General features: G+C 66.5%; 19 protein-coding genes. 7 read left to right on the top strand and 12 right to left on the bottom strand.

Features of this window, described 5'->3' with window-relative positions; genetic code table 11:
* Position 1: 1 nt before the first annotated feature.
* On the bottom strand, positions 2-1045 hold the full coding sequence (locus AC3WLE_RS04275; protein ID WP_010815050.1) for a type IV pilus twitching motility protein PilT: 1044 nt from the start codon (positions 1043-1045) through the stop codon (positions 2-4).
* Positions 1046-1108: 63 nt separating this feature from the next.
* On the opposite strand from AC3WLE_RS04275, the gene AC3WLE_RS04270 reads away from it, so the two are divergent.
* Both AC3WLE_RS04270 and proC read left to right on the top strand, forming a co-directional pair.
* On the top strand, positions 1109-1804 hold the full coding sequence (locus AC3WLE_RS04270; protein ID WP_492353248.1) for a YggS family pyridoxal phosphate-dependent enzyme: 696 nt from the start codon (positions 1109-1111) through the stop codon (positions 1802-1804).
* 45 nt (positions 1805-1849) lie between these two features.
* Positions 1850-2686, top strand: a complete 837-nt coding sequence (gene proC, locus AC3WLE_RS04265) for a pyrroline-5-carboxylate reductase (protein WP_492319621.1) — start codon at positions 1850-1852, stop codon at positions 2684-2686.
* A gap of 113 nt (positions 2687-2799) precedes the next feature.
* On the opposite strand, the gene ubiA is transcribed toward proC, so the two are convergent.
* From ubiA to recG, 6 genes are all read right to left on the bottom strand, one after another.
* The gene (gene ubiA, locus AC3WLE_RS04260) at positions 2800-3657 is read right to left on the bottom strand and encodes a 4-hydroxybenzoate octaprenyltransferase (protein ID WP_010815053.1); all 858 of its coding nucleotides are present in this window, start codon (positions 3655-3657) and stop codon (positions 2800-2802) included.
* 141 nt (positions 3658-3798) lie between these two features.
* Positions 3799-4284 carry a Dps family protein gene (locus AC3WLE_RS04255; protein ID WP_010815054.1) on the bottom strand — a complete coding sequence of 162 codons (486 nt, stop codon included), beginning with the start codon at positions 4282-4284 and terminating at the stop codon, positions 3799-3801.
* A 92-nt stretch (positions 4285-4376) separates the two neighbouring features.
* The gene (locus tag AC3WLE_RS04250; protein WP_492319620.1) at positions 4377-4574 is read right to left on the bottom strand and encodes a hypothetical protein; all 198 of its coding nucleotides are present in this window, start codon (positions 4572-4574) and stop codon (positions 4377-4379) included.
* 50 nt (positions 4575-4624) lie between these two features.
* Positions 4625-6067, bottom strand: a complete 1443-nt coding sequence (locus tag AC3WLE_RS04245) for a catalase (protein WP_492353463.1) — start codon at positions 6065-6067, stop codon at positions 4625-4627.
* A 410-nt stretch (positions 6068-6477) separates the two neighbouring features.
* On the bottom strand, positions 6478-7428 hold the full coding sequence (locus tag AC3WLE_RS04240) for a LysR substrate-binding domain-containing protein (protein ID WP_010815057.1): 951 nt from the start codon (positions 7426-7428) through the stop codon (positions 6478-6480).
* 133 nt (positions 7429-7561) lie between these two features.
* Positions 7562-9751 carry an ATP-dependent DNA helicase RecG gene (recG, locus tag AC3WLE_RS04235; protein WP_492358125.1) on the bottom strand — a complete coding sequence of 730 codons (2190 nt, stop codon included), beginning with the start codon at positions 9749-9751 and terminating at the stop codon, positions 7562-7564.
* A 221-nt stretch (positions 9752-9972) separates the two neighbouring features.
* On the opposite strand from recG, the gene queA reads away from it, so the two are divergent.
* From queA to secF, 5 genes are all read left to right on the top strand, one after another.
* The gene (gene queA / locus AC3WLE_RS04230; RefSeq protein WP_492356078.1) at positions 9973-11031 is read left to right on the top strand and encodes a tRNA preQ1(34) S-adenosylmethionine ribosyltransferase-isomerase QueA; all 1059 of its coding nucleotides are present in this window, start codon (positions 9973-9975) and stop codon (positions 11029-11031) included.
* 17 nt (positions 11032-11048) lie between these two features.
* Positions 11049-12179, top strand: coding sequence for a tRNA guanosine(34) transglycosylase Tgt (gene tgt, locus AC3WLE_RS04225; RefSeq protein WP_492319616.1), 1131 nt, complete (start codon positions 11049-11051; stop codon positions 12177-12179).
* Positions 12180-12400: 221 nt separating this feature from the next.
* Positions 12401-12727 carry a preprotein translocase subunit YajC gene (gene yajC, locus AC3WLE_RS04220; protein ID WP_010815061.1) on the top strand — a complete coding sequence of 109 codons (327 nt, stop codon included), beginning with the start codon at positions 12401-12403 and terminating at the stop codon, positions 12725-12727.
* Between the two features lie 209 nt (positions 12728-12936).
* Positions 12937-14808, top strand: a complete 1872-nt coding sequence (secD, locus tag AC3WLE_RS04215; RefSeq protein ID WP_492319615.1) for a protein translocase subunit SecD — start codon at positions 12937-12939, stop codon at positions 14806-14808.
* 40 nt (positions 14809-14848) lie between these two features.
* Positions 14849-15820: a protein translocase subunit SecF gene (secF, locus tag AC3WLE_RS04210; RefSeq protein WP_492319614.1), complete on the top strand. Its 972-nt coding sequence runs from the start codon at positions 14849-14851 to the stop codon at positions 15818-15820.
* 72 nt (positions 15821-15892) lie between these two features.
* Here the strand turns inward: secF and AC3WLE_RS04205 are convergent, their stop codons facing one another.
* The 5 genes from AC3WLE_RS04205 to AC3WLE_RS04185 all read right to left on the bottom strand — a co-directional run bounded on the left by AC3WLE_RS04205 (position 15893) and on the right by AC3WLE_RS04185 (position 21722).
* Entirely contained in the window at positions 15893-16900 is a 1008-nt protein-coding gene (locus AC3WLE_RS04205; protein ID WP_492320267.1) for a response regulator, read from the bottom strand.
* A complete protein-coding gene (locus AC3WLE_RS04200) occupies positions 16897-18030 on the bottom strand; it encodes an ATP-binding protein (protein WP_492320268.1) in 1134 nt (377 codons plus the stop codon). The genes AC3WLE_RS04205 and AC3WLE_RS04200 overlap by 4 nt, the downstream gene beginning before the upstream one ends.
* A gap of 6 nt (positions 18031-18036) precedes the next feature.
* Positions 18037-19374: a sensor histidine kinase gene (locus AC3WLE_RS04195; protein ID WP_035817222.1), complete on the bottom strand. Its 1338-nt coding sequence runs from the start codon at positions 19372-19374 to the stop codon at positions 18037-18039.
* Positions 19375-19379: 5 nt separating this feature from the next.
* The gene (locus AC3WLE_RS04190; protein ID WP_492320269.1) at positions 19380-20783 is read right to left on the bottom strand and encodes a class I SAM-dependent methyltransferase; all 1404 of its coding nucleotides are present in this window, start codon (positions 20781-20783) and stop codon (positions 19380-19382) included.
* Positions 20784-21131: 348 nt separating this feature from the next.
* Positions 21132-21722 carry a YceI family protein gene (locus AC3WLE_RS04185; RefSeq protein WP_492320270.1) on the bottom strand — a complete coding sequence of 197 codons (591 nt, stop codon included), beginning with the start codon at positions 21720-21722 and terminating at the stop codon, positions 21132-21134.
* Positions 21723-21797: the final 75 nt, after the last annotated feature.

The raw sequence follows: 21797 nt of genomic DNA, 5'->3' as shown, positions 1-21797 counted from the left end.
CTCAGCCCATGAACGCGTCGGGGTTCTTGGCGATGGCGCGCGCGTCGTTGTAGCTGATGACGCTGCGCTTGATCAGGTCAGACAGGCACTGGTCCAGCGTCTGCATGCCCAGCCCGCTGCTGGTCTGCATCATCGAGTACATCTGCGCGATCTTGTTCTCGCGGATCAGGTGGCGGATCGCGGGCGTGGCGATCATGATCTCGTGCGCGGCGGTGCGGCCATTGCCGTCGCGCGTCTTCAGCAGCGTCTGCGAGATCACCGCCTCCAGCGATTCCGACAGCATGGTGCGCACCATGTCCTTCTCTTCGGGCGGGAACACATCGACCACGCGGTCGATGGTCTTGGCTGCTGAGCTGGTGTGCAGCGTGCCGAAGACCAGGTGGCCGGTCTCGGCCGCGGTCAGCGCCAGGCGGATGGTTTCCAGGTCGCGCAGCTCACCCACCAGGATCACGTCCGGGTCTTCACGCAGTGCCGAGCGCAACGCGTTGGCAAACGAATGCGTGTGCGGCCCCAGCTCGCGCTGGTTGATCAGGCTCTTCTTGGAGCTGTGCACGAATTCGATCGGGTCCTCCACCGTGAGGATGTGGCCCATGTCGCTTTCGTTGCGATGGTCGACCATCGCCGCCAGCGTGGTGGACTTGCCCGAGCCGGTCGGGCCCGTCACCAGCACCAGCCCGCGCGGCTTCATGCACAGGTCGGCAAACACCGCGGGCGCGCGCAGCTCTTCGAGCGTGAGCACCTTGGAGGGAATGGTACGGAACACCGCGGCGGCGCCGCGCTGGGTGTTATAGGCATTGACCCGGAAGCGGGACAGGCCGGCGATCTCGAACGAGAAATCGATTTCGAGGCGTTCTTCGTAGGCCTTGCGCTGGGTATCGCTCATGATGTCGTACACCATGGCGTGGACATCCTTGTGCGTCATCGAGGCGATGTTGATCCGGCGCATGTCGCCGTGGATCCGCACCATCGGCGGCATGTCCGCGGAGAGATGAAGATCAGACGCCTTGTTCTTGACAGCGAAAGCCAATAGCTGCGCGATGTCCATCTATAATGACCCCACCCTAGTTATCAGTACTTTGCGTACTTTCTTTTGTATGTTCGCCGGATTATGTCTGTAATTGCCGCCAACCTGCAAGCCGTTCACCAGCGCATCGCGGCGGCCGCACAACAAGCCGGCAGACAGCCCGCGGACATCGCCCTGCTGGCGGTTTCCAAGACCGTTCCCCCCGACCGCATAAGGGCCGCATACGCCGCCGGACAGGTCGCTTTCGGCGAAAACTACGTCCAGGAAGGCGTCGACAAGATCGCCGCGCTGGCCGACCTGCGCCACCGCCTGCAATGGCATTTCATCGGCCCGCTGCAGAGCAACAAGACCCGCCTGGTGGCGGAGCATTTCGACTGGGTGCACGCCGTCGACCGGCTCAGGATCGCCGAGCGGCTGTCGGCCCAGCGCCCGGCCGGCATGGCGGCGCTGCAGGTCTGCATCCAGGTCAATATCAGCGGCGAAGCCAGCAAGAGCGGCGTCGCCCCGGCAGAGGTACCCGCACTGGCACATGCCGTCGCCGCGCTGCCCGGCCTGCGCCTGCGCGGGCTGATGGCCATCCCGGAGCCCGAGGACGAACCCGCCGCGCAGCGCCGCCCATTCGCGGCCATGCGCGCCATGCTGCAGGCGCTGCGCGCCGACGGCCTGGACCTCGACACGCTGTCGATGGGCATGTCGGGCGACATGGAAGCCGCCATCGCCGAGGGCGCCACGCTGGTGCGGATCGGCACCGCCATTTTCGGAGCGCGCCAGTACCCGTAGCCCGGCGCGCCCAGTCCATTCCCTCCAAGCCCCCAACGGATCCCCATGCTCGATACCCTTACCTTTGGCTTTCTCGGCGGCGGCAACATGGCCACCGCACTGATCGGCGGCCTGATCGCCCGCGGCGTGCCGGCCGGCTCGATCCGCGTGGTCGACCCCTTCCCCGAGGCCCAGCAACGCCTGGCGCGCGACCTCGGCGTGCACGCCGCCGGCGCGCCGGACGCCGCCTTCGGCGCCAGCGACGTGCTGGTGCTGGCGGTCAAGCCGCAGCAGTTCCGCGACGCCGCGGCGCAGCTGCTCCCAATCCTGCCGGCCAGCGGCAAGGGCAACCTGGTGATCAGCGTGGCCGCCGGCATCCGGCTGCAGGACATGGAGCGCTGGCTGGACGGGCGCACACGGCTGGTGCGGGCGATGCCGAATACGCCGGCGCTGGCGGGCATGGGCATGACCGGGCTGGCCGCGCCGGCCGGGCTGTCGGCCGAAGACCGCGCGATCGCCAGCGCGGTGGCTGAGGCCGTCGGCAAGTGCGTGTGGGTGGATGGGGATGACCAGATCGATGCGGTCACCGCCATTTCCGGCAGTGGACCGGCCTATGTCTTCTACTTTATCGAGGCGATGGAACGCGCCGCCACCGAGCTGGGCCTGACGGCGGAGCAAGGCCGCGAACTGGCGGTCGAGACCTTCCGTGGCGCTGCTACCCTGGCCGGGCAGTCTTCCGAGCCGGTGTCGACGCTGCGTGAGCGCGTGACGTCCAAGGGCGGCACGACCTACGCGGCGCTGACGGCGATGGAAGCTTCGGGCATTGGTGATGCCTTCGTGCGCGCGATGCATGCTGCCGCGGCGCGGGGCAAGGAGATGGGGGCGGAGTTCGGGAAGGATTGAGGGGCGGGCAGACCACAGGCGCTCTGACCTGGCCGCCGCCCTTTGTGAACGCTCCCCTCCCGCAAGCGGGAGAGGGGGGCAAACCGGCAGCGGACCGTTAGCAATCGCGTAAATCAGCGAATCGCATAAGCCACCGCCGTCCCCGCAAACACACAGGCCCCCAGCCAGTTGTTATGCCGGAACGCCGCGAAACACCGCATCCGGTCCCGATCGCGAATCAGCGTGTAGTGATACCCGGCGCAACCGGCAGCCGCCGCCAGCCCCACCCAGTAAGGCCACCCCAGCCCCAGCAGCACCCCCGCCCACGCCATCAGCGCCAGGAACGCGGCATAGCAGAGCATGATCGCCGCCACGTCGAAGCGGCCAAAGGTAATGGCCGAAGTCTTCATGCCGATCAGGAGGTCGTCGTCACGATCGACCATCGCATAAGCCGTGTCATACGCCACCGCCCAGAACACATTGGCCAGCAGCATCAGCCACGCCACCGGCGGCACCTGGTCCTGGATCGCGGCAAACGCCATCGGGATACCAAAGCCAAACGCAATGCCGAGATAAGCCTGCGGAATCGCAAAGAAGCGCTTGAAGAACGGGTAAGTGCCCGCCACCACCGCCGCCACCACTGCCAGCCATTTGGTCAGCGCATTGAGCGGCAACACCAGCGCAAAAGCCACCAGCGCCAGCACGGCGGCGACGGCCAGCGCTTCCCACGCGGCGATCTTGCCCGCGGTCAGCGGCCGCTCCCTGGTGCGCTTGACGTGCTTGTCGAAGTCGCGGTCGGCCCAGTCGTTGATGGCGCAGCCAGCCGAGCGCATCAGGAAGGTGCCCGCCACGAAGATCCAGAACAGCCCCCACGCCGGCGGCCCGCCCGCGGCCATCCACATGGCCCACAGCGTCGGCCACAGCAGCAGCAGCGTGCCGATCGGCTTGTCGATGCGCACCAGGCGCGCGTAGAGGGAAAGGCGTTCAAGCATGGGCGTGGGGGGCAACGGCGAGAGGGTCTGCACTGCGCGGATCCGGGAAGGAGGATTCAATGAAAACGCGCCGCAGCCCGGACGGTTGCGACGCGCAGTGCCGGCCGCCACTGAAGGGCAGCCGGAGGTGGCCAGCTGGCCTCAGGCCAGCATCGCGCGCAGCATCCACGCGGTCTTTTCATGCGTCTGCATGCGCTGGGTCAGCAGGTCGGCCGACGGTTCGTCGCCGGCGGCGTCGATCACCGGGAACAGCGAGCGCGCGGTGCGCACCACGGCTTCCTGGCCTTCGACCAGCTTGCGGATCATTTCGGTGGCCTCGGGCACGCCCTCTTCCTCCGCGATCGACGACAGGCGGGCGTACTCCTTGTAGGTGCCCGGTGCCGGGTAGCCCAGTGCGCGGATACGCTCGGCGATCGAGTCCACGGCGAGCGCCAGTTCGGTGTACTGGGTCTCGAACATCAGATGCAGCGTATTGAACATGGGACCCGTCACGTTCCAGTGGAAATTATGGGTCTTGAGGTAGAGGGTGTAGGTGTCCGCCAGCAGCTTGGACAGGCCTTCCGCGATCTTCTTGCGGTCCTTGTCGGAAATACCGATATTCACGCTCATCTCATTCTTCTTTGCCATGGTAAATACGCTCCGTTCTGGTAAAGCCACGAGGGGCGCCGCCGGGCTTGCCATGTTTTGGGGCCGGGCGGCGCAGTACCCGCATTATTGCACTAGCCGGCAATCCCGGCCAAACCCCGGGCCACCTCGCTGAACATCACGGCTGCGCCGAGCACGATCACGGCGGCGCCGATTTCCTTGCGCCACAGCTTGTGGCGCAGCCGCGCGGCATCGGCGCGCCCGGGCTGGTCGTGCCCGTCATGCCACAGCTGTCGCCACTCTTCGATAAACAACCGGATCATCGCCATCATCGTTCTCCGCGGCGCGGCATCCCGCCACGGGCGCCGCGCCAGGCTGCCGCTTACTTCAGGTTGAGCGCGCGCTTCACGCCCTCGCCGTAGGCCGGGTCGGCCTTGGCGAAGTGCTCCAGCTGCACGCGCACGATCGCCTCAGGCACGCCCTGCATCGCTGCCGCGATATTGGCGAACAGGCGCTGGCGCTGGCCTTCGTCGAACAGGCGGAACAGCGCGCCGGGCTGGCTGTAGTAGTCCGGGTCGACGCGGTGGTCCCAGTGGTCGGCGGCGCCATCCAGTGCCAGCGGCGGCTCGATCGCGCGCTCGCTGGCGGCGTAGGCGCCTTCGCGGTTGGGCTCGTAGTTGAGCTTGCCGCCCTGGTTGCCGTCCACGCGCATCGCGCCGTCACGGTGGAAGCTGTTGTGGAACGGGCATCTCGGCGCATTCACCGGGATCTGGTTGTGGTTGATCCCCAGGCGGTAGCGCTGCGTGTCCCCGTACGAGAACAGCCGCCCCTGCAGCATCTTGTCGGGCGAGAAGCCGATGCCCGGCACGATATTGGCCGGATTCATCGCCACCTGCTCGACCTCGGCAAAGTAGTTGTCCGGGTTGCGGTTGAGCTCGAGCACGCCCACGTCGATCAGCGGGTAGTCCTTGTGCGGCCAGACCTTGGTCAGGTCGAACGGATTGATGTGGTACCTGGCCGCATCGGCCTCCGGCATGACCTGCACGCGCAGGTTCCAGCGCGGGAAATTGCCTTGCTCGATGTTCTCGAACAGGTCGCGCTGCGCGCTTTCGCGGTCCGTTGCCACGACCTTGGCCGCTTCTTCATTGGTCCAGTTGGCGATGCCCTGCTGCGACTTGAAGTGGAACTTGACCCAGAAGCGCTCGTTGTTCGCGTTGATGAACGAGTACGTGTGCGAGCCGAAGCCGTGGATCTGGCGGTAGTTCTGCGGCAGGCCGCGGTCGCTCATCAGGATGGTGACCTGGTGCAGCGATTCCGGATGGCGCGACCAGAAGTCCCACACCGCGATCGGGTCGCGCAGGTTGGTGCGCGGATTGCGTTTCTGCGTGTGGATAAAGTCCGGGAACTTGAGCGGGTCGCGCACGAAGAACACCGGGGTGTTGTTGCCGACCACGTCCCAGTTGCCTTCATCGGTGTAGAACTTGATCGAGAAGCCGCGCACGTCGCGCTCGGCATCGGCCGCGCCGCGTTCGCCGGCCACGGTCGAGAAGCGGATGAACAGCGGCGTTTCCTTGCCGACCTGGGCAAAGACCGAAGCCTTGGTGTACCTGGTGATGTCGTGGGTGATCTTGAGCGTGCCATAGGCGCCCGAACCCTTGGCATGCACGCGCCGCTCGGGGATGACCTCGCGGTCGAAGTGGGCCAGCTTTTCGAGGAACCAGACATCCTGCAGCAGCATCGGGCCGCGCGGGCCTGCCGTCTGCGAGTTCTGGTTATCGACGACGGGTGCGCCGGCGGCAGTGGTAAGGGTGTCCTTCTTGCTCATCTTTTCCTCTTTGTGGGTGGGCTGAAAGGGAACGCCGCATCAGAGCGCGGCGGCATAGCAGGCAAGGCAATCGAGCAGGCAGCGCCCCATGCGGAGGGGAAACGGGCGCCCGTTGATTGTTGCTGGAGAGAACTGGGCGCTGGTGCTCATCATTGGTTCCTGTCTCAGGTCGATGCCATCTGCATCGACAGGAGTCAGCCTACCAACGATCTATCGAATTGAGAATTCAATTATTTATACCTATGTATTAGGTCAAATCTATCTGGGATTCCTGCAACTTATCGCAGCGGAAGGTGACCGCCCGAAGACAGGTCCGTGAAATACCCCGTTGCGGGGCCGGAAATGACAACGGCCGCAGCGGAATCTCCGGTGCGGCCGAGGGAAATGCCTGTACTGCGGGGGCAGGAAGATCAGGCCGCTTCGGCCAGCTCCTTGGCGTCCAGCTTGCGCACGCCGGCCAGCTCGCACGCGGCCACGGCGTTGGCCAGCGCTTCCATCGCCGGCAGCCGGGTGAAGCTCTTGCGCCAGGCCAGCACCACGCGCCGGTCGGGCACCGGATCGGCAAACGGCACATAGGACAGCATGTCGCCCTTGGCCTTCAGGTCGGGCACCGAGGTGCGCGGCAGCACGGTGATGCCGACCCCGCTGGCCACCATATGGCGGATGGTTTCCAGCGATGAGCCCTCGAAGGTCTTCTGGATGCCGTCGGCCGCCTGCGAGAAGCGCGACAGTTCCGGGCACACGCCCAGCACATGGTCGCGGAAGCAGTGGCCGCTGCCCAGCAGCAGCATGGTCTGCTGCTTCAGTTCATCGGGGTCGATGGAGCGCGCTTGCGCCAGCTGATGGCCGCGCGGCACGGCGACGACAAAGGGCTCGTCATAGAGCGGGCGCACCGTCAGGCCCGAATCCGCGAACGGCTCGGCCATCACCGCGCAGTCGATCTCACCCTGCTTGAGCAGCTCGATCAGCTTGTGGGTGTAGTTCTCCTGCAGCATCAGCGGCATCTGCGGCACGGTCTCGATCATCTGCTTGACCAGCGACGGCAGCAGGTACGGACCGATGGTGTAGATCACGCCCACCCGCAACGGACCCGCAAGCGGGTCCTTGCCCTGCTTGGCGATCTCGCGGATGGCCATGGTCTGTTCGAGCACGCGCTGGGCCTGCGCCACGATCTGCTCGCCGACCGACGTCACCGACACCTCGGAGGTGCCGCGCTCGAAAATCTGCACGTTGAGTTCGTCTTCCAGCTTCTTGATCGCGACCGACAGCGTCGGCTGCGACACAAAGCAGGCTTCGGCGGCCCGGCCGAAATGGCGCTCGCGCGCCACGGCGACGATGTACTTGAGTTCGGTGAGCGTCATGACTTATCAGTTTCCGGTAGGCGATAGATTTTACCTTCGATTGCCGCTTCTGTCAGAGCGCCAGCCCGAATTGTCCGCAGCGAACCGGCAGGTGCGCTGGATGGCGCACATCCGTCGAAAAACCAGCCCGCACTCAAGCCTTGAGGTAGTGCTCGCGCCCGCCCAGCCAGCGCGAAAGGTGCGCTTCCACCGCTTCCGGGTAGCGCGCCAGCATCAGTTCGGCCGCCTCCTGCGCGTATTCCACCAGCCACGCGTCGGTCTGCAGGTCGGCAAAGCGCAACATCGCTTCGCCGGACTGGCGCGCGCCCAGGAACTCGCCCGGGCCGCGGATTTCCAGGTCGCGCCGGGCGATCTCGAAGCCGTCGGTGGTCTCGCGCATGGTCGCCAGGCGCTCGCGCGCGGTCGGCGACAGCGGCGCCTGGTACATCAGCAGGCAGACCGATTCGGCGCTGCCCCGCCCCACCCGCCCGCGCAGCTGGTGCAGCTGCGCCAGGCCGAAGCGCTCGGCATGCTCGATCACCATCAGCGAGGCATTGGGCACGTCCACGCCCACCTCGATCACGGTGGTGGCCACCAGCACCTGCATGCGGTTGGCGCTGAAGTCGTCCATCACCGCGGCCTTCTCGGCCGGCGGCAGGCGCCCGTGCACCAGGCCCACACGCAGGTCGGGCAGCGCGGCCACCAGCGTTTCATAGGTCTCGACCGCGGTCTGCAGCTGCAGCGCCTCGCTTTCCTCGATCAGCGGACAGACCCAGTAGACCTGGCGCCCCTCGGCGGCGGCATGGTGCACGCGCGCGATCACCTCGTCGCGGCGCGCATCGTTGACCAGGCGCGTGACGATGGGGGTGCGCCCGGGCGGCAGCTCATCGATCACCGAGACATCGAGGTCGGCGTAATACGTCATGGCCAGCGTGCGCGGGATCGGCGTGGCCGACATCATCAGTTGGTGCGGCACGGTCTCGGCCGCGGTTGCCGGTGAATCGGGGGCGTCGGCGGCACCGGCCTTGCCGCGCAGCGCCAGCCGCTGCGCCACGCCGAAGCGGTGCTGCTCGTCGACCACCGACAGCCCCAGCCTGGCAAAGCGCACGGTGTCCTGGATCAGCGCGTGGGTGCCGATCACCAGCTGCGCCTCGCCCGATTCCACGCGCGCCACGGCCTCGCGCTTGTCGCGCGCCTTCTGGCTGCCGGCCAGCCACGCCACCGGCACGCCCAGCGGCTCCAGCCATGCGGACAGCTTGCGGTAGTGCTGCTCGGCCAGGATTTCGGTGGGCGCCATCAGCGCGGCCTGGTAGCCGGCATCGATCGCCTGGCAGGCTGCCAGCGCGGCGACGATGGTCTTGCCGCTGCCCACGTCGCCCTGCAGCAGCCGGTGCATCGGGTGCGGGCGCGTCATGTCGGCGGCGATTTCTTCGACCACGCGCTGCTGCGCCCCGGTCAGCCGGAACGGCAACGCGGCCAGGAAGCGCGTCAGCAGGCCGCCCTCGCGGCGCGGCATGGTCGGCGCGGTCTTTTCGCGGCGCGCCGCGTGCGCGCGCCGCAGCGAGATCTGCTGCGCCAGCAGCTCATCGAACTTGATGCGCTGCCAGGCCGGATGCGAGCGGTCGGCCAGCGCGGCCTCGCTCTCCTGCGGCGGCGGCGCGTGCAGCAACCGCAGGCAGTCAGCCAGCGGGCGCAGGTGCAGGCGTGCCAGCGGCCCCTCCAGCACAGCCCGCGGCAGCGTCTCGGGCATGGGCGTGCGCGACAGCGTGCCGCCGATGGCCTTGCGCAGATAGGCCTGCGGGATGCCGGCGGTGGACGGATACACCGGCGTCAGGCGGTCAGGCAGCGCTTCGCCGGGCACCACCGGACGCACCGTGGGGTGGACCATCTCGGCGCCGAAGAAGCCGCCGCGCACCTCGCCGCGCACGCGCAGGCGCACGCCTTCGGCCATCTGCTTGGTCTGGCTGCCGTAGAAGTTCAGGAAGCGCAGCGTCAGCTCGCCGCTGTCGTCGGCGATCTTGACCACCAGCTGGCGGCGCGGCCGGAACGTGACTTCGTTGGAGATGACCTCGCCCTCCACCTGCGCCGGCAGCCCGAGCCCGGCGCGGTGGATGGCCTCGGCGATCGGCGCCAGCGTGGTCTCGTCCTCATAGCGCATCGGCAGGTGCAGCACCAGGTCGACGGGACGGCGCAGGCCGAGCTTGGCCAGGCGCGCGGCCGCGGAGGACGTGCCGGAGGCGGCGGCCTTGCCCCTGGCTTCGCCGGCCTTGCCGCGCGCGGGCGCCGCCGTTTCCTTGGCGGCGTCGGCGGGGTCGTGGATCGGTTCAGCGGCGGTTCCGGGCATCGGCGAAAAAGTTGGCAGCGGTCGCTCTCGTGCTGCGGGGTTGGCTGGCGCGGCGCCGGCGAATAGCCGGTATCACGCCCGGCCCGGCGGCAAGCGCGCCCGTGGCCTTACAATATCGGATTCGCCGATTGTACCCATGCCGGCTGCCACCACGGGCAGCGGAGTGCCGTTTTGTGCCCCGCTCCGGCCTGCATGGGATCGCGCAGCCCGCCGCTCCCACGATGTTGACGCTTTCCGATTTCGATTTCCCGCTGCCGCCAGAACTGATTGCCCAGAGCGCGCTGCCCGACCGCAGCGCGAGCCGGCTGCTGGTGGTCGAACGGCTGGCCCCGGCCGACACCGCCGACGCGGTGCGCATGGTCGACCGCGCCTTCAGCGAGATCATCGACTACCTGCGTCCCGACGACCTGCTGGTCTTCAACGACACCCGCGTGATCAAGGCGCGCTTCTTCGGCGACAAGCCCAGCGGCGGCAAGATCGAGGTGCTGGTCGAGCGCGTGGTCGACAGCCACACCGTGCTGGCCCAGGTGCGCGCCTCCAAGACCCCGGCCGAGGGCAGCACGCTGCACCTGGCCGACGATGCCTTCGCCGTCACCGTTGGCCCGCGCGTGGACCAGTTCTTCACGCTGCGCTTCCCCGAGCCGGCGCTGGACCTGATCGAGCGCTACGGCCGCCTGCCGCTGCCGCCGTATATCACGCACGACCCGGACGCCTACGACGAGACCCGCTACCAGACCGTCTACGCGCGCAGTCCCGGCGCGGTGGCCGCGCCCACCGCGGGCCTGCATTTCGACGATGCGCTGTTCGCGCGGCTCGATGCCGCCGGCGTGCGGCGCGCCTTCCTGACGCTGCACGTGGGCGCCGGCACCTTCCAGCCGGTGCGCACCGAGAACCTGGCCGAGCACAAGATGCACTCGGAGTGGTACGCCGTCTCCGCAGACCTGGCCCAGGCCGTGCGCGACACCCGCGCGCGCGGCGGCCGCGTGATCGCGGTCGGCACCACCTCGCTGCGCGCGCTGGAATCGGCCGCGCAGGCCGACGGCACGCTCGCCGCCGGCAGTGGCGACACCGATATCTTCATCACGCCCGGCTACCATTTCCGGCTGGTCGATGCCCTGATCACCAACTTCCACCTGCCCAAGTCGACGCTGCTGATGCTGGTGTCGGCACTGGCCGGCGTGGAAGCCATCCGCGCCGCCTACCGCCATGCGGTCGAGCAGCGCTACCGTTTCTTCAGCTACGGCGACGCCATGCTGCTGACCCGCCAGCCCGGCGCCTGAATCCAGAATCACAAGCCATGCTCAACTTCGAACTCATCACCACCGACGGCAACGCCCGCCGCGGCCGCGTCACGCTGAACCACGGTGTGGTCGAGACGCCGATCTTCATGCCGGTCGGCACCTACGGCTCGGTCAAGGCGATGTCGCCGCTGGAACTGAACGAGATTGGCGCGCACATCATCCTGGGCAATACCTTCCACCTGTGGCTGCGCCCCGGGCTGGACGTGGTCAACGCCCACGAGGGCCTGCACAAGTTTATCGGCTGGGACAAGCCGATCCTGACCGATTCCGGTGGCTTCCAGGTGTTTTCGCTCGGCGATCTGCGCAAGATCACCGAAGATGGCGTCACGTTTGCATCTCCGGTCAATGGCGACAAGCTTTTCCTGTCGCCCGAGATCTCGATGCAGATCCAGCGCACGCTGAACTCCGACATCGTGATGCAGTTCGATGAGTGCACGCCGTACGAGATCGACGGCCGCGCCGCCACGCACGAGGAAGCGGCCAAGTCGATGCGCATGAGCCTGCGCTGGGCCAAGCGCTCGCGCGACGAGTTCGAGCGCCTGGCCAACCCCAACGCGCTGTTCGGCATCGTCCAGGGCGGCATGTACGAAGACCTGCGCGACGAATCGCTGGCGGGCCTGTCCGAGCTGGACTTCCACGGCTTTGCCATCGGCGGGCTGTCGGTGGGCGAGCCCAAGGAAGACATGATGCGCGTGCTCGAGCACGTCGCGCCGCGCCTGCCGGCCGACAAGCCGCACTACCTGATGGGCGTGGGCACGCCCGAGGACCTGGTCGCCGGCGTCGCCGCCGGGGTGGACATGTTCGACTGCGTGATGCCCACCCGCAACGCGCGCAACGGCTGGCTCTTCACCCGCTTCGGCGACGTCAAGATCAAGAACGCGGCGCACCGCAACGATCCGCGTCCGCTCGATGAAAGCTGCGCCTGCTACACCTGCCGCAACTTCTCGCGCGCCTACCTGCACCACCTGCACCGCGTAGGCGAGATCCTGGGCGCGCGCCTCAATACCATCCACAACCTGCACTACTACCTGCAGCTGATGCGCGAGATGCGCGAAGCCATCGAGCATCACCGCTTTGCCGACTTCCGCCGCCAGTTCGCCGCCGACCGCGCCCGCGGCACGCAGTGACAACGCCGGCTGGCGCGAACTTTTGCGCTGCCGGCGGTCGAATAGCCGGGTCATCCGGGGGCGAGCCGCGATCCGGAGCGCCCGGCCTTGCCGACCCCTGCCGCAAGTTGTCCCGGGCGCACCCGAACAAACCCGTATTCCGCCCTAGAATGCCAAGGGTGGGCGGAATGCGAATGGTAGAATGATCGATTATTTGACTAATTTTGTGACGGAGAATCAACGTGCTGATTTCTAACGCATTTGCCCAGACCACCGGTACCGGCGGCGCGGCTGGCGGCCTGATGAGCTTCCTGCCCATCATCCTGATGTTTGGCGTGCTGTGGTTCATCATGATCCGCCCGCAGATGAAGCGTCAGAAGGAAGCCAAGGCAATGCTCGAAGCGCTGGCCAAGAACGACGAAGTCGTGACCGCCGGCGGCATCCTGGGCAAGGTGACCAAGGTCACCGACCAGTACGTCAGCCTGGAAATCGCCGAAGGCACGGAAATCACCGTGCAGAAGAACGCCGTGACGACGGTGCTGCCGAAGGGCTCGCTGAAGGCGCTCTGATCCACCGATCGCGCGCGCGACTCCCGCCTTTGTCTTTTCCGGCATGCCCGTTCGCGCATGCCCCGGCAGCCGCCTGATCCAGCCCGACGAAGCCCCGGTGGCTTCGATCCGTGGTTGCCAGGCGGCTGTTTGCCAAACCGGTTCGGCCCCGCCGACGTGGTGCGCCACGCCAGCGCCGGCCCCGCCAACCGCTGAATGACTGGCCAGAGATGAATCGTTATCCGCTTTGGAAATACCTCGTGATCCTGGTGGCCCTGGCCATCGGCATCATCTATACCTTGCCGAATTTCTTCGGCGAGGCGCCTGCGGTGCAGGTGTCCTCGGGCAAGGCCACGGTCAAGGTCGACCTGTCGATGCAGAAGCAGGTCGAAGAGATCCTGGCACAGAACCAGCTGCAGCCCGACGGCGTCTTCTTTGATATTTCCGGCCAGTCTGGCTCGGTCAAGGCGCGCTTCCGCACCACCGACGAGCAGCTCAAGGCCAAGGACATCCTGTCGCGCACGCTCAACCCCGACGCGGCCGACCCCACCTATGTGGTCGCGCTGAACCTGCTGTCGGGCTCGCCGCGCTGGCTGACCGCCATGCACGCGCTGCCGATGTACCTGGGCCTGGACCTGCGCGGCGGCGTGCACTTCCTGCTGCAGGTCGACATGAAGGGCGCGGTCGACAAGAAGCTCGACAGCCTTGGCGGCGACGCGCGCACCCTGCTGCGCGACAAGAGCATCCGCCACGGCGGCATCGACCGCGACGGCGAGCGCCTGACGGTGCGCTTCAACAACGCCGACGACGCCAACCGCGCGCGTCCGCTGCTGGCCGACAACCTGCGCGAAGTCGCCTTCGCCATGGACGGCAACAATATCGTCGGCACCTTCACCGAAGCCGCCCGCAAGGCCGTGCAGGATGCCGCGGTCAAGCAGAACATCACCACGCTGCACAACCGCGTCAACGAGCTTGGCGTGGCCGAGCCGGTGATCCAGCAGCAAGGCGCCGACCGCATCGTGGTGCAGCTGCCCGGCGTGCAGGACACCGCCAAGGCCAAGGACATCATCGGCCGCACCGCCACGCTGGAAGCCCGCCTGGTCGACAACGACGCGCCGCGCAGCCCGCGCCCGGGCGACCCGATCCCGTTCGGCAGCGAGCTCTTCACGCAAGGCAACGGCGCCCCGGTGGTGCTGAAGAAGCAGGTCATCTTCACCGGCGACCGCATTGAAAGCGCCTCGGCCGGCTTCGACCAGAACCAGCAGCCTTCGGTCAACATCAAGCTCGACGCCCAGGGCGGCCGCGTGCTGCGCGACGTCTCGCGCGAGAACCTGAAGAAGCCGATGGCGATCGTGCTGTTCGAAAAGGGCAAGGGCGAAGTGCTGACGGTGGCGACGATCCAGTCCGAACTGGGCTCCAGCTTCCAGATCACTGGCTCCTACTCCACCGAAGCCGCCAACGACCTGGCGCTGCTGCTGCGCGCCGGCTCGCTGGCCGCGCCGATGGAAATCATCGAAGAGCGCACCATCGGCCCGTCGCTGGGCGCGGACAACATCCAGAAGGGTTTTGACTCGGTCGCTTACGGCTTTGCCGCCATCGGCGTGTTCATGATCCTGTACTACATGCTGTTCGGCGTGTTCTCGGTGGTGGCGCTGGGCGTGAACCTGCTGCTGCTGGTGGCGGTGCTGTCGATGCTGCAGGCCACGCTGACGCTGCCGGGCATTGCCGCCATCGCGCTGGTGCTGGGCATGGCCATCGACGCCAACGTGCTGATCAACGAGCGCATCCGCGAGGAACTGCGCGCGGGCGCGTCGCCGCAGATGGCGATCGCGGTCGGCTTCGACCGCGCCTGGGCCACCATCCTGGACTCCAACGTGACCACGCTGATCGCCGGCCTGGCACTGCTGGCCTTTGGTTCGGGCCCGGTGCGCGGCTTTGCCGTGGTGCACTGCCTGGGCATCCTGACCTCGATGTTCTCGGCGGTGTTCTTCAACCGCGGCCTGGTCAACCTCTGGTACGGCCGCAAGAAGAAGCTGCAGAGCGTGGCCATCGGCCAGATCTGGAAGCCGGGCAACACCACCGACACGCCGGTCGCCAAGTAAGGCGAGCAGCAACAACTAGCAGTACAGAACAGGATTCAACATGGAATTCTTCCGCATCCGGCGCGACATTCCGTTCATGAAGCACGCGTTGGTCTTCAACGTGATTTCCTTCCTGACGTTTGCCGCAGCCGTGTTCTTCCTCTGGCACAAGGGCCTGCACCTGTCGATCGAATTCACCGGCGGCACGGTGATGGAAGTCAGCTACCAGCAGGCCGCTGACCTGGAAAAGATCCGCGGCCAGGTGGGCAAGCTGGGCTATACCGACGTGCAGGTGCAGAACTTCGGCACCTCGCGCGACGTGATGATCCGCCTGCCGCTGCAGAAGGGCGCGGACGGCAAGCCCGTCACCTCGGCCCAGCAGAGCGAGCAGGTGATGGCCTCGCTGCAGGCGGCCTCGCCTGACGTGAAGCTGCAACGGGTGGAGTTCGTCGGCCCGCAGGTGGGCAAGGAACTGGCCACCGACGGCCTGCTGGCGCTGCTGTGCGTGGTGGCCGGCATCGTGATCTACCTGTCGTTCCGCTTCGAATGGAAGTTCGCGGTGGCGGGCATCATCGCCAACCTGCACGACGTGGTCATCATCCTGGGCTTCTTCGCCTACTTCCAGTGGGAATTCTCGCTGTCGGTGCTGGCGGCGATCCTGGCGGTGCTGGGCTATTCGGTCAACGAATCGGTGGTGATCTTCGACCGGATCCGCGAGAACTTCCGCAAGTTCCGCAAGATGACCACGCACGAGATCATCGACAACGCGATCACCAGCACCATCTCGCGCACCATCATCACCCACGGCTCGACCCAGATGATGGTGCTGTCGATGTTCTTCTTCGGCGGCCCCACGCTGCACTACTTTGCCCTGGCACTGACGGTCGGCATCTTGTTCGGCATCTACTCGTCGGTGTTCGTGGCCGCGGCGCTGGCGATGTGGCTGGGCGTCAAGCGCGAGGACCTGGTCAAGGGCGAGAAGAAGTCCGACTCGACCGACCGCAACGACCCCAACTACGGCGCGCAGGCCTGACCCTGCCCTGCCGGCAAAACAGAACGGCGCCCCGCGGGGCGCCGTTTTTCATGGCAGCAAGACCTGGGAAATTCAGGCCGGCATCGAGAAGCGCTCGATCCACGCCGCCAGCCGGTCGGCCGCGAAGCTCTCGCTGCGCGGGCCCACGCGGCACACCACTGCCTCGCCGTCGCGCGCAAACTTCATTGCGCCGCCGGCCTCTTCCAGCCACAGCAGGCTCGCCAGCCAGGCGGCGTGCGACGCCGACACGGGCGAACCCACCGGCTGTGCCAGGAACTCGGCCAGCGTCGCCGGCGCGGTCCACACCAGGGTATCGCCGTCGCGGCGCACCACTTCGCTGCCGAGCGTGTCGGCGATCACCGCCGCGGCATCGGCAGCGCCCTTGCCGGCATGGGTGCCGCGCAGCTGCGCCAGGCGCGTGCCGACGGCATGGCCGAAGCTGCCGCTGCGCTCGGCCTCTGCGCGCACCAGGTCGGCGTAGTCCATGCGCTGCCAGTCCGGCTCGACGCTGCCCGCGCCGGCCAGGTCGACCGCGGCGAGGTAGGTCTCCACCGGCTGGAAACGGCCCGGCCCGATCAGGCTGGCACACAGCGCATGCACCATGCCGATGCGCGAGGCCACAGTCTGGGTCTGCAGCACGGACAGCTTTTCGCGCAGCAGCTGGTCGCGTTCCTTGCGCAGGCCGGCCAGTTCCAGCGCCTGCTTCAGCTCCATGCGCAGCGCGGTGATGTCCCACGGCTTCTTGATGTAGCGGTGGATCTGCCCCTGGTTGACCGCCTCGACGGTCTGGTCGAGCTCCGAATACGCGGTGGTCAGGATGCGCACGATATGCGGGTAGCGCTCGCGCGCGTAGCGCAGTAGTTCGTTGCCATATTCGCCCGGCATGCGCTGGTCCGACACCAGCACCGCCAGGCTGTCCGCGTGGGCGTCGAGCAAGGCCTTGCCCTCTTCAACGGAGCCGCCGGTGGCCACCGGCGCCAGCGCCCCGATGGCACGCTGGAAATACTTGACTGCAGTCGCTTCGTCATCGACGAACAGAATCGCCGGGGGTGGTGCCTGCGTGGCATTCGGTTCGGTCATCGGTCACTCCTATGCTTTCGACTCTTGAAACTTGGAAAGTCCAGCGTCACCGTCGTGCCGGCACCGGATGCGGATTCGATCCGGATGCCGCCGCCAAACGACTGCATGACGCGGTTGCAGAAAATCATGCCCAGGCCGCTGCCGCCGGCACTGGCGTGGGTGGTGACAGGGTCGACCAGCAACCGCTCCATCACTTCCGGCGGAATCCCCGGCCCGTTGTCGCAGATGCGGATTTCCGGGCGCGGCTGCGCCACCACCACAAAGCGCAAGGCCGGCGTGCCGACGCTGCCCAGCGCCCGCAGCGCGTTGCTCATCACCGAGGAAAGCACCAGCGCCACGCAGTTGGGCAGCGTCTGCACCGGGAAATCGCCGTGCATCTCCACCTGCACCCAGTTGCGCTGGTCGCCTGCGAACGGGTAGCTGTCCAGCAGCGAAGTGACCAGCGTGCCGGCGCTGACCTCGGTGCCGGCATCGGGCCTCGCCGGCGTGCTGCCGGCACTGTTGCGCACCGACTGCAGGAACGACGACAGCACCGCCAGGCAATACTGGGCGTTGTCGTACATGGCGCTGGCCGCCTGGCCGATCTCGGCCTGGCGCTGCGCACTGTATTCGCCGGCGACACGCCCGCGGATGCCGTGGGCAAAGTTGGCGATGGCCGCCAGCGGGGTGTTCAGCTCGTGCGCCAGGAAGGCCAGGGTCTCGTCGATCGCCATCAGCCGGTGCTGGCGCAGGGTGCGCTCGCGGTGGCGCTCGGCGGCGCGTGCCAGCACCTCGCGCAGGTCGGCCACGCTCAGCGGCTTTTCCAGGATGCGGAAGACTTCGCCGCTGTTGACCGTTTCCAGCAGCACATCCTTGTCGGCATAGGCCGTGACCAGGATGCGCACGATCTGCGGGTATTCCTGCGCCACCTGGCGCAGCAGCTGGCCACCGTCGCGCCCGGGCATGCGGAAGTCAGTCACCAGCACCGCCACGCGGGCGGGGTCCGCGCGCAGCACCGCCAGGGCCTCGTCGGCGCCGTCTGCCACCAGCACCTCATAGTCGCCGCCGGCGGCCCGGGCGAAATACTTGCGCGCCATCTCCTCGTCGTCGACATAGAGGACGGCAAGCCGTGCCTGCTTCGCTTCGCTCATGGCTGGTTACTCCGCACGCGGCAGGTCGAAGCTGAACGCGGTCCACTGGCCCAGTTCGCTCTCGGCATACAGCTGCCCGCCGTGGCGTTCCACCACCGCGTAGCTGATCGACAGGCCCAGGCCAAGCCCCTGCCCCACCTCGCGCGTGGTGAAGAACGGCTCGAACACGCGCGCCAGGTTTTCCTGGGGGATGCCAGGGCCGTTGTCGCGCACCATGACGTGCAGGCGGTGGTTGTCCCAGCGGGCCGTGGTATGGATCGCCGGCGCGGCCGTGCCCGCCTTGCGCATGGCCAGCGCGGCATTCGAGAACAGGTTGATCAGCACGCCGATGATGGCCGCCTCGTCGCCCAGCACCAGGGTGTCGGCAGGCAGTTCGCGGCTGAGGCTGACCCCGCGCAGCTCATGCGCGGTCAGGCGGATCGACGAATCGAGCGCCTTCTCGAACAGGAACGGCGTGCCTTCCACCTCGGCGCCCGGCTTGCGGTAGGCAAAGGTCTTGAGGTCGGAGACGATATGCTGGATGCGCTGCATCCCCTGCTTGGCGTCGACCAGGCACTCTTCCAGCGAAGGGTTCTCCTTGGCCTGTGGCTCTTCCATCGCCACTTCGATCGCCATCAGGCAGAAGTTGACCGGGTTGTTCACCTCGTGCAGCAGCCCGGCCGCCAGCGTACCGATGGCGGCCATCTTCTCCTGCTGCAGCATCTGGCCCTTGATGTCGGCCAGCCGGCGGTTGATGTCGGCAAGCTCGTCGTTCTTGTGCGCCAGCTCTTCCTTGAGCCGGATCAGGTGGAAGTGGCCGCGCTCGTTCATGAACGTGTAGACCGCGCTGGCCACGATCGAAAACATGATGAACAGCGAATTGACGGTGAAGTGCGCGCGCTGCGCCAGGCCATCGGGGTGGATCAGGCAGGCGCCGAGGTAGAGCAGGTAGGTGACCACGCCAAAGCCGATGGTCTGCCACAGGCCCATGGGCATGGCGATGCCGACCGCGAAGATGACCAGGTTCAGCCCGGCATAGTAGATGGACGAGGCGCCGTCGGTGGTGGCGATCATCCATGTGATCATCATCTGCGGCAGCAGCAGCCAGGCCAGCGTGAGCGGCTGCACGAAGCGCCGGCCGGCCTGGTTGGCCAGCAGCAGGAAGATCAGCCCGATCAGGACCGAGACCACCAGGCGGGCGACAAAGAACTGCAGCTGGTGGCTGGGATAGATCCCGTAGTCGAGCCCGACGCCGGCCATCACCAGCACGATGGCCGTCAGCGCGCCGGCCCGGCTCGAGACCAGGCGAAACTCGCGCAGGTCAGCCTCGTACGGGGAATACCTGCTCGCAGTCCGTTTCAGCATGGTGGTCAGGCCTTGGCCGGATCAGTCACGATCGCTTCCACAAACACGTTGACCCCGGTCGGGTCGACGTAGGTGCGGCCGTCGCGCGTATTGGCCGGCAGCAACGACTGCATGCCGGCCTCATCGCGATAGATCAGGTACCACTCCAGCATATGTTCCATGCTGTACCGTTCCGGGTTGTCGACGTGGACGTTGGTGGCCAGGATGCGCCCCTCGGGATGGGTGCGCGTGGAGAAATAGCTCAGCAGGCGCGCGCAGACGCGGTCGGACAGGTAGTCGAACAGGCCGGCGCAGTAGACCCCGTCGAACTCGCGCAGCGACGGATCGTGGTCGATCCGGCGCTTGAGCAGTTCATGCACCGAGTGGTGGACATATTCCACCTCGACCTTCGCATTGGCCTTGCGGCAGCTCTCTTCGATGCGCTCGCGCGCGTAGTCCAGCGTTTCCTGGCTGAAGTCGAGCAGCTGGAACGACAGCCAGTGCGGCTCGGGGTATTCGGTAATGAAGCGGTTGATCTCGACCGCCGGGCCGCAGCCCACGTTGAGCAGCCGGAACGGCTTGCCCGCGGCACGGGCCTGCTCGGCCATTCGCACCAGGAAATCGACCAGCAGGTCGATGCGGTTGCGGTGGGCAGCGGCCACGGACGACTGCAGGAAGGTTGCGTTGACGATCTGGAAGTAGGTGCTGGGGCCCTGGCGCGGATCCGACAGGATCTGGTTGACCATTTCGTAGTCGCCGGCATAGCCGAGCGGCTTGGTATAGGTCCGGAACACAAATGGTGAGCGCAGCAGCAAGGGATGCAGCGCCGCCTGCGTGAAGGTGCGGTGCATCACGGTGTCTTCTTCCGGCACGTGCGCGGCTTCGCCGTCGAGCCGCGCGGAATATTCGCGGATCTTCAGTGCGATCGGGGTGGCCAGCTCCTCGAACACGTCCATGCGCAGCGTATCGCCTTCCTTGGGCAGCGTGCTGGTCATGTCGACCTGCTCCACCCAGCGCGACACCTCGGACAGGAACGCGCGCATTTCATTGACCACGATCTGGTAGTCGGGCCGGATATTGAAGCGCTCATTCCAGTCCTGCACGAACCGCTGCGACTCGCGCGCGACCGATTTGGGCTCGTTGTCCAGGTTGCTCAGTTCCAGCCACTCGTCGATCAGCGTCAGCGACACCACCGCGGTCAGGCCGGTGTTCACCAGGCTCATGACCACGGCCTTGCCGAGGTAGGCATTCTTCGAGCCCATGCGGACGCTGAGTTCGCTCAGCACCTCGCTGACCTGCACGATCGAATACGGGTTGTAGATCTCCATCACCAGGGACTTTCTCTGGAGATTGACAATCGTGCCCCGCACCTGCTCGCCCTGCGAGTTGCGGAAACTAACTACCGGATCGATTTGCGTTTTGGAATACACGGTATTGCGCCAGGGAAAACCGAGAAACGCTGCGGGCCATACAGCCAGGGCAGAACGGCCGGGTACAGCATGAGGGGCGAGGAGGTCGCGGGGTGGCTACCGGTATCGGGACATGCAGCGAATGCTCATAGTGATGCGCTTTAGCCGGTTGCGGGCATGGCTGCCCCCGCCTTGGCAGGAGTAGCAATGCCACGATCAAGGAGGGATTGCCGCGGGCCATTGTACTGTGCCCGTCGGGGGTCGTACAACCAAGTGCCCTGGCAGGCGCCTGAATCATACCGGACAATAAAAAAGGCCGGCATTGCCGGCCCTGACTGCCTGCAAGCCCGGCGCAGCGGGCTGGCACGCTCAGTCCGCGCGCACGCCTTCCACCTGGATGGCAAGCTTGACCTCGGGCTTGAAGCCCATCTTCACGCCGTAGTCCAGGCCGAAGTCGGCACGGTTGAAATGGCCCACGGCGTCGGCGCCGCAGGCTTCGCGCTTGAGCATCGGGTGCTGGATGCACTTGAAGTCGCGGATTTCCAGCTTGACCGGTTTGGACACGCCGCGCAGCGTCAGCACGCCGTCAACCTCGGTCGGCACGTCGCCCTTGAACTTGGAGAACTTGCCCTTGTAGACGGCCTCGGGGAAGGCTTCCACGTCGAACATGTCCGGGCCCTTGGCGTGCTGGTTCAGCTTGGCATTGCCGAAATCGATCGAAGCCGGGTCGATCTTGACCTCGACCGAGCCCGCCTTGGCGGCACGGTCCAGCGTGACCACGCCGCTGGACTTGTCGAACTTGCCGCGCCAGGTCGACAGGCCGCCCAGGTGGTCAGCCTCGAAGCTCGGGTAGGTGTGGGTCGGATCGAGGTTGTACGTCACGGTATTGGCCGAAGCCACGCCGAAGGCGGCGGTTGCGGAAATGGCCGCGACAGCGGCAACGAGGGAACGCAGTTTCATGGAATCTCCCGACAAATCAGGTTGGGGCGGAACGTTCTCAGGAACGCCGATTGGGTACGTCAGCGGAATGCCGGC

The sequence above is a fragment of the Cupriavidus sp. FW306-1B-F12B genome (assembly GCF_058781795.1).
The sequence above is the reverse complement of the archived record's forward strand: the minus strand, read 5'-3'. Positions and strand labels throughout refer to the sequence as shown.

Excerpts from the sequence above, each read along its gene's own strand:
- AC3WLE_RS04205 (WP_492320267.1), bottom strand. The coding sequence starts at position 16,900 with ATGACCGAACCGAATGCCACGCAGGCACCACCCCCGGCGATTCTGTTC.
- tgt (WP_492319616.1), top strand. The coding sequence starts at position 11,049 with ATGCTCAACTTCGAACTCATCACCACCGACGGCAACGCCCGCCGCGGC.
- recG (WP_492358125.1), bottom strand. The coding sequence starts at position 9,751 with ATGCCCGGAACCGCCGCTGAACCGATCCACGACCCCGCCGACGCCGCC.
- secF (WP_492319614.1), top strand. The coding sequence starts at position 14,849 with ATGGAATTCTTCCGCATCCGGCGCGACATTCCGTTCATGAAGCACGCG.
- secD (WP_492319615.1), top strand. The coding sequence starts at position 12,937 with ATGAATCGTTATCCGCTTTGGAAATACCTCGTGATCCTGGTGGCCCTG.
- AC3WLE_RS04250 (WP_492319620.1), bottom strand. The coding sequence starts at position 4,574 with ATGATGGCGATGATCCGGTTGTTTATCGAAGAGTGGCGACAGCTGTGG.
- ubiA (WP_010815053.1), bottom strand. The coding sequence starts at position 3,657 with ATGCTTGAACGCCTTTCCCTCTACGCGCGCCTGGTGCGCATCGACAAG.
- AC3WLE_RS04255 (WP_010815054.1), bottom strand. The coding sequence starts at position 4,284 with ATGGCAAAGAAGAATGAGATGAGCGTGAATATCGGTATTTCCGACAAG.
- AC3WLE_RS04200 (WP_492320268.1), bottom strand. The coding sequence starts at position 18,030 with ATGAGCGAAGCGAAGCAGGCACGGCTTGCCGTCCTCTATGTCGACGAC.
- queA (WP_492356078.1), top strand. The coding sequence starts at position 9,973 with ATGTTGACGCTTTCCGATTTCGATTTCCCGCTGCCGCCAGAACTGATT.
- AC3WLE_RS04185 (WP_492320270.1), bottom strand. The coding sequence starts at position 21,722 with ATGAAACTGCGTTCCCTCGTTGCCGCTGTCGCGGCCATTTCCGCAACC.
- AC3WLE_RS04240 (WP_010815057.1), bottom strand. The coding sequence starts at position 7,428 with ATGACGCTCACCGAACTCAAGTACATCGTCGCCGTGGCGCGCGAGCGC.
- AC3WLE_RS04195 (WP_035817222.1), bottom strand. The coding sequence starts at position 19,374 with ATGCTGAAACGGACTGCGAGCAGGTATTCCCCGTACGAGGCTGACCTG.
- proC (WP_492319621.1), top strand. The coding sequence starts at position 1,850 with ATGCTCGATACCCTTACCTTTGGCTTTCTCGGCGGCGGCAACATGGCC.
- AC3WLE_RS04275 (WP_010815050.1), bottom strand. The coding sequence starts at position 1,045 with ATGGACATCGCGCAGCTATTGGCTTTCGCTGTCAAGAACAAGGCGTCT.
- AC3WLE_RS04270 (WP_492353248.1), top strand. The coding sequence starts at position 1,109 with ATGTCTGTAATTGCCGCCAACCTGCAAGCCGTTCACCAGCGCATCGCG.
- AC3WLE_RS04245 (WP_492353463.1), bottom strand. The coding sequence starts at position 6,067 with ATGAGCAAGAAGGACACCCTTACCACTGCCGCCGGCGCACCCGTCGTC.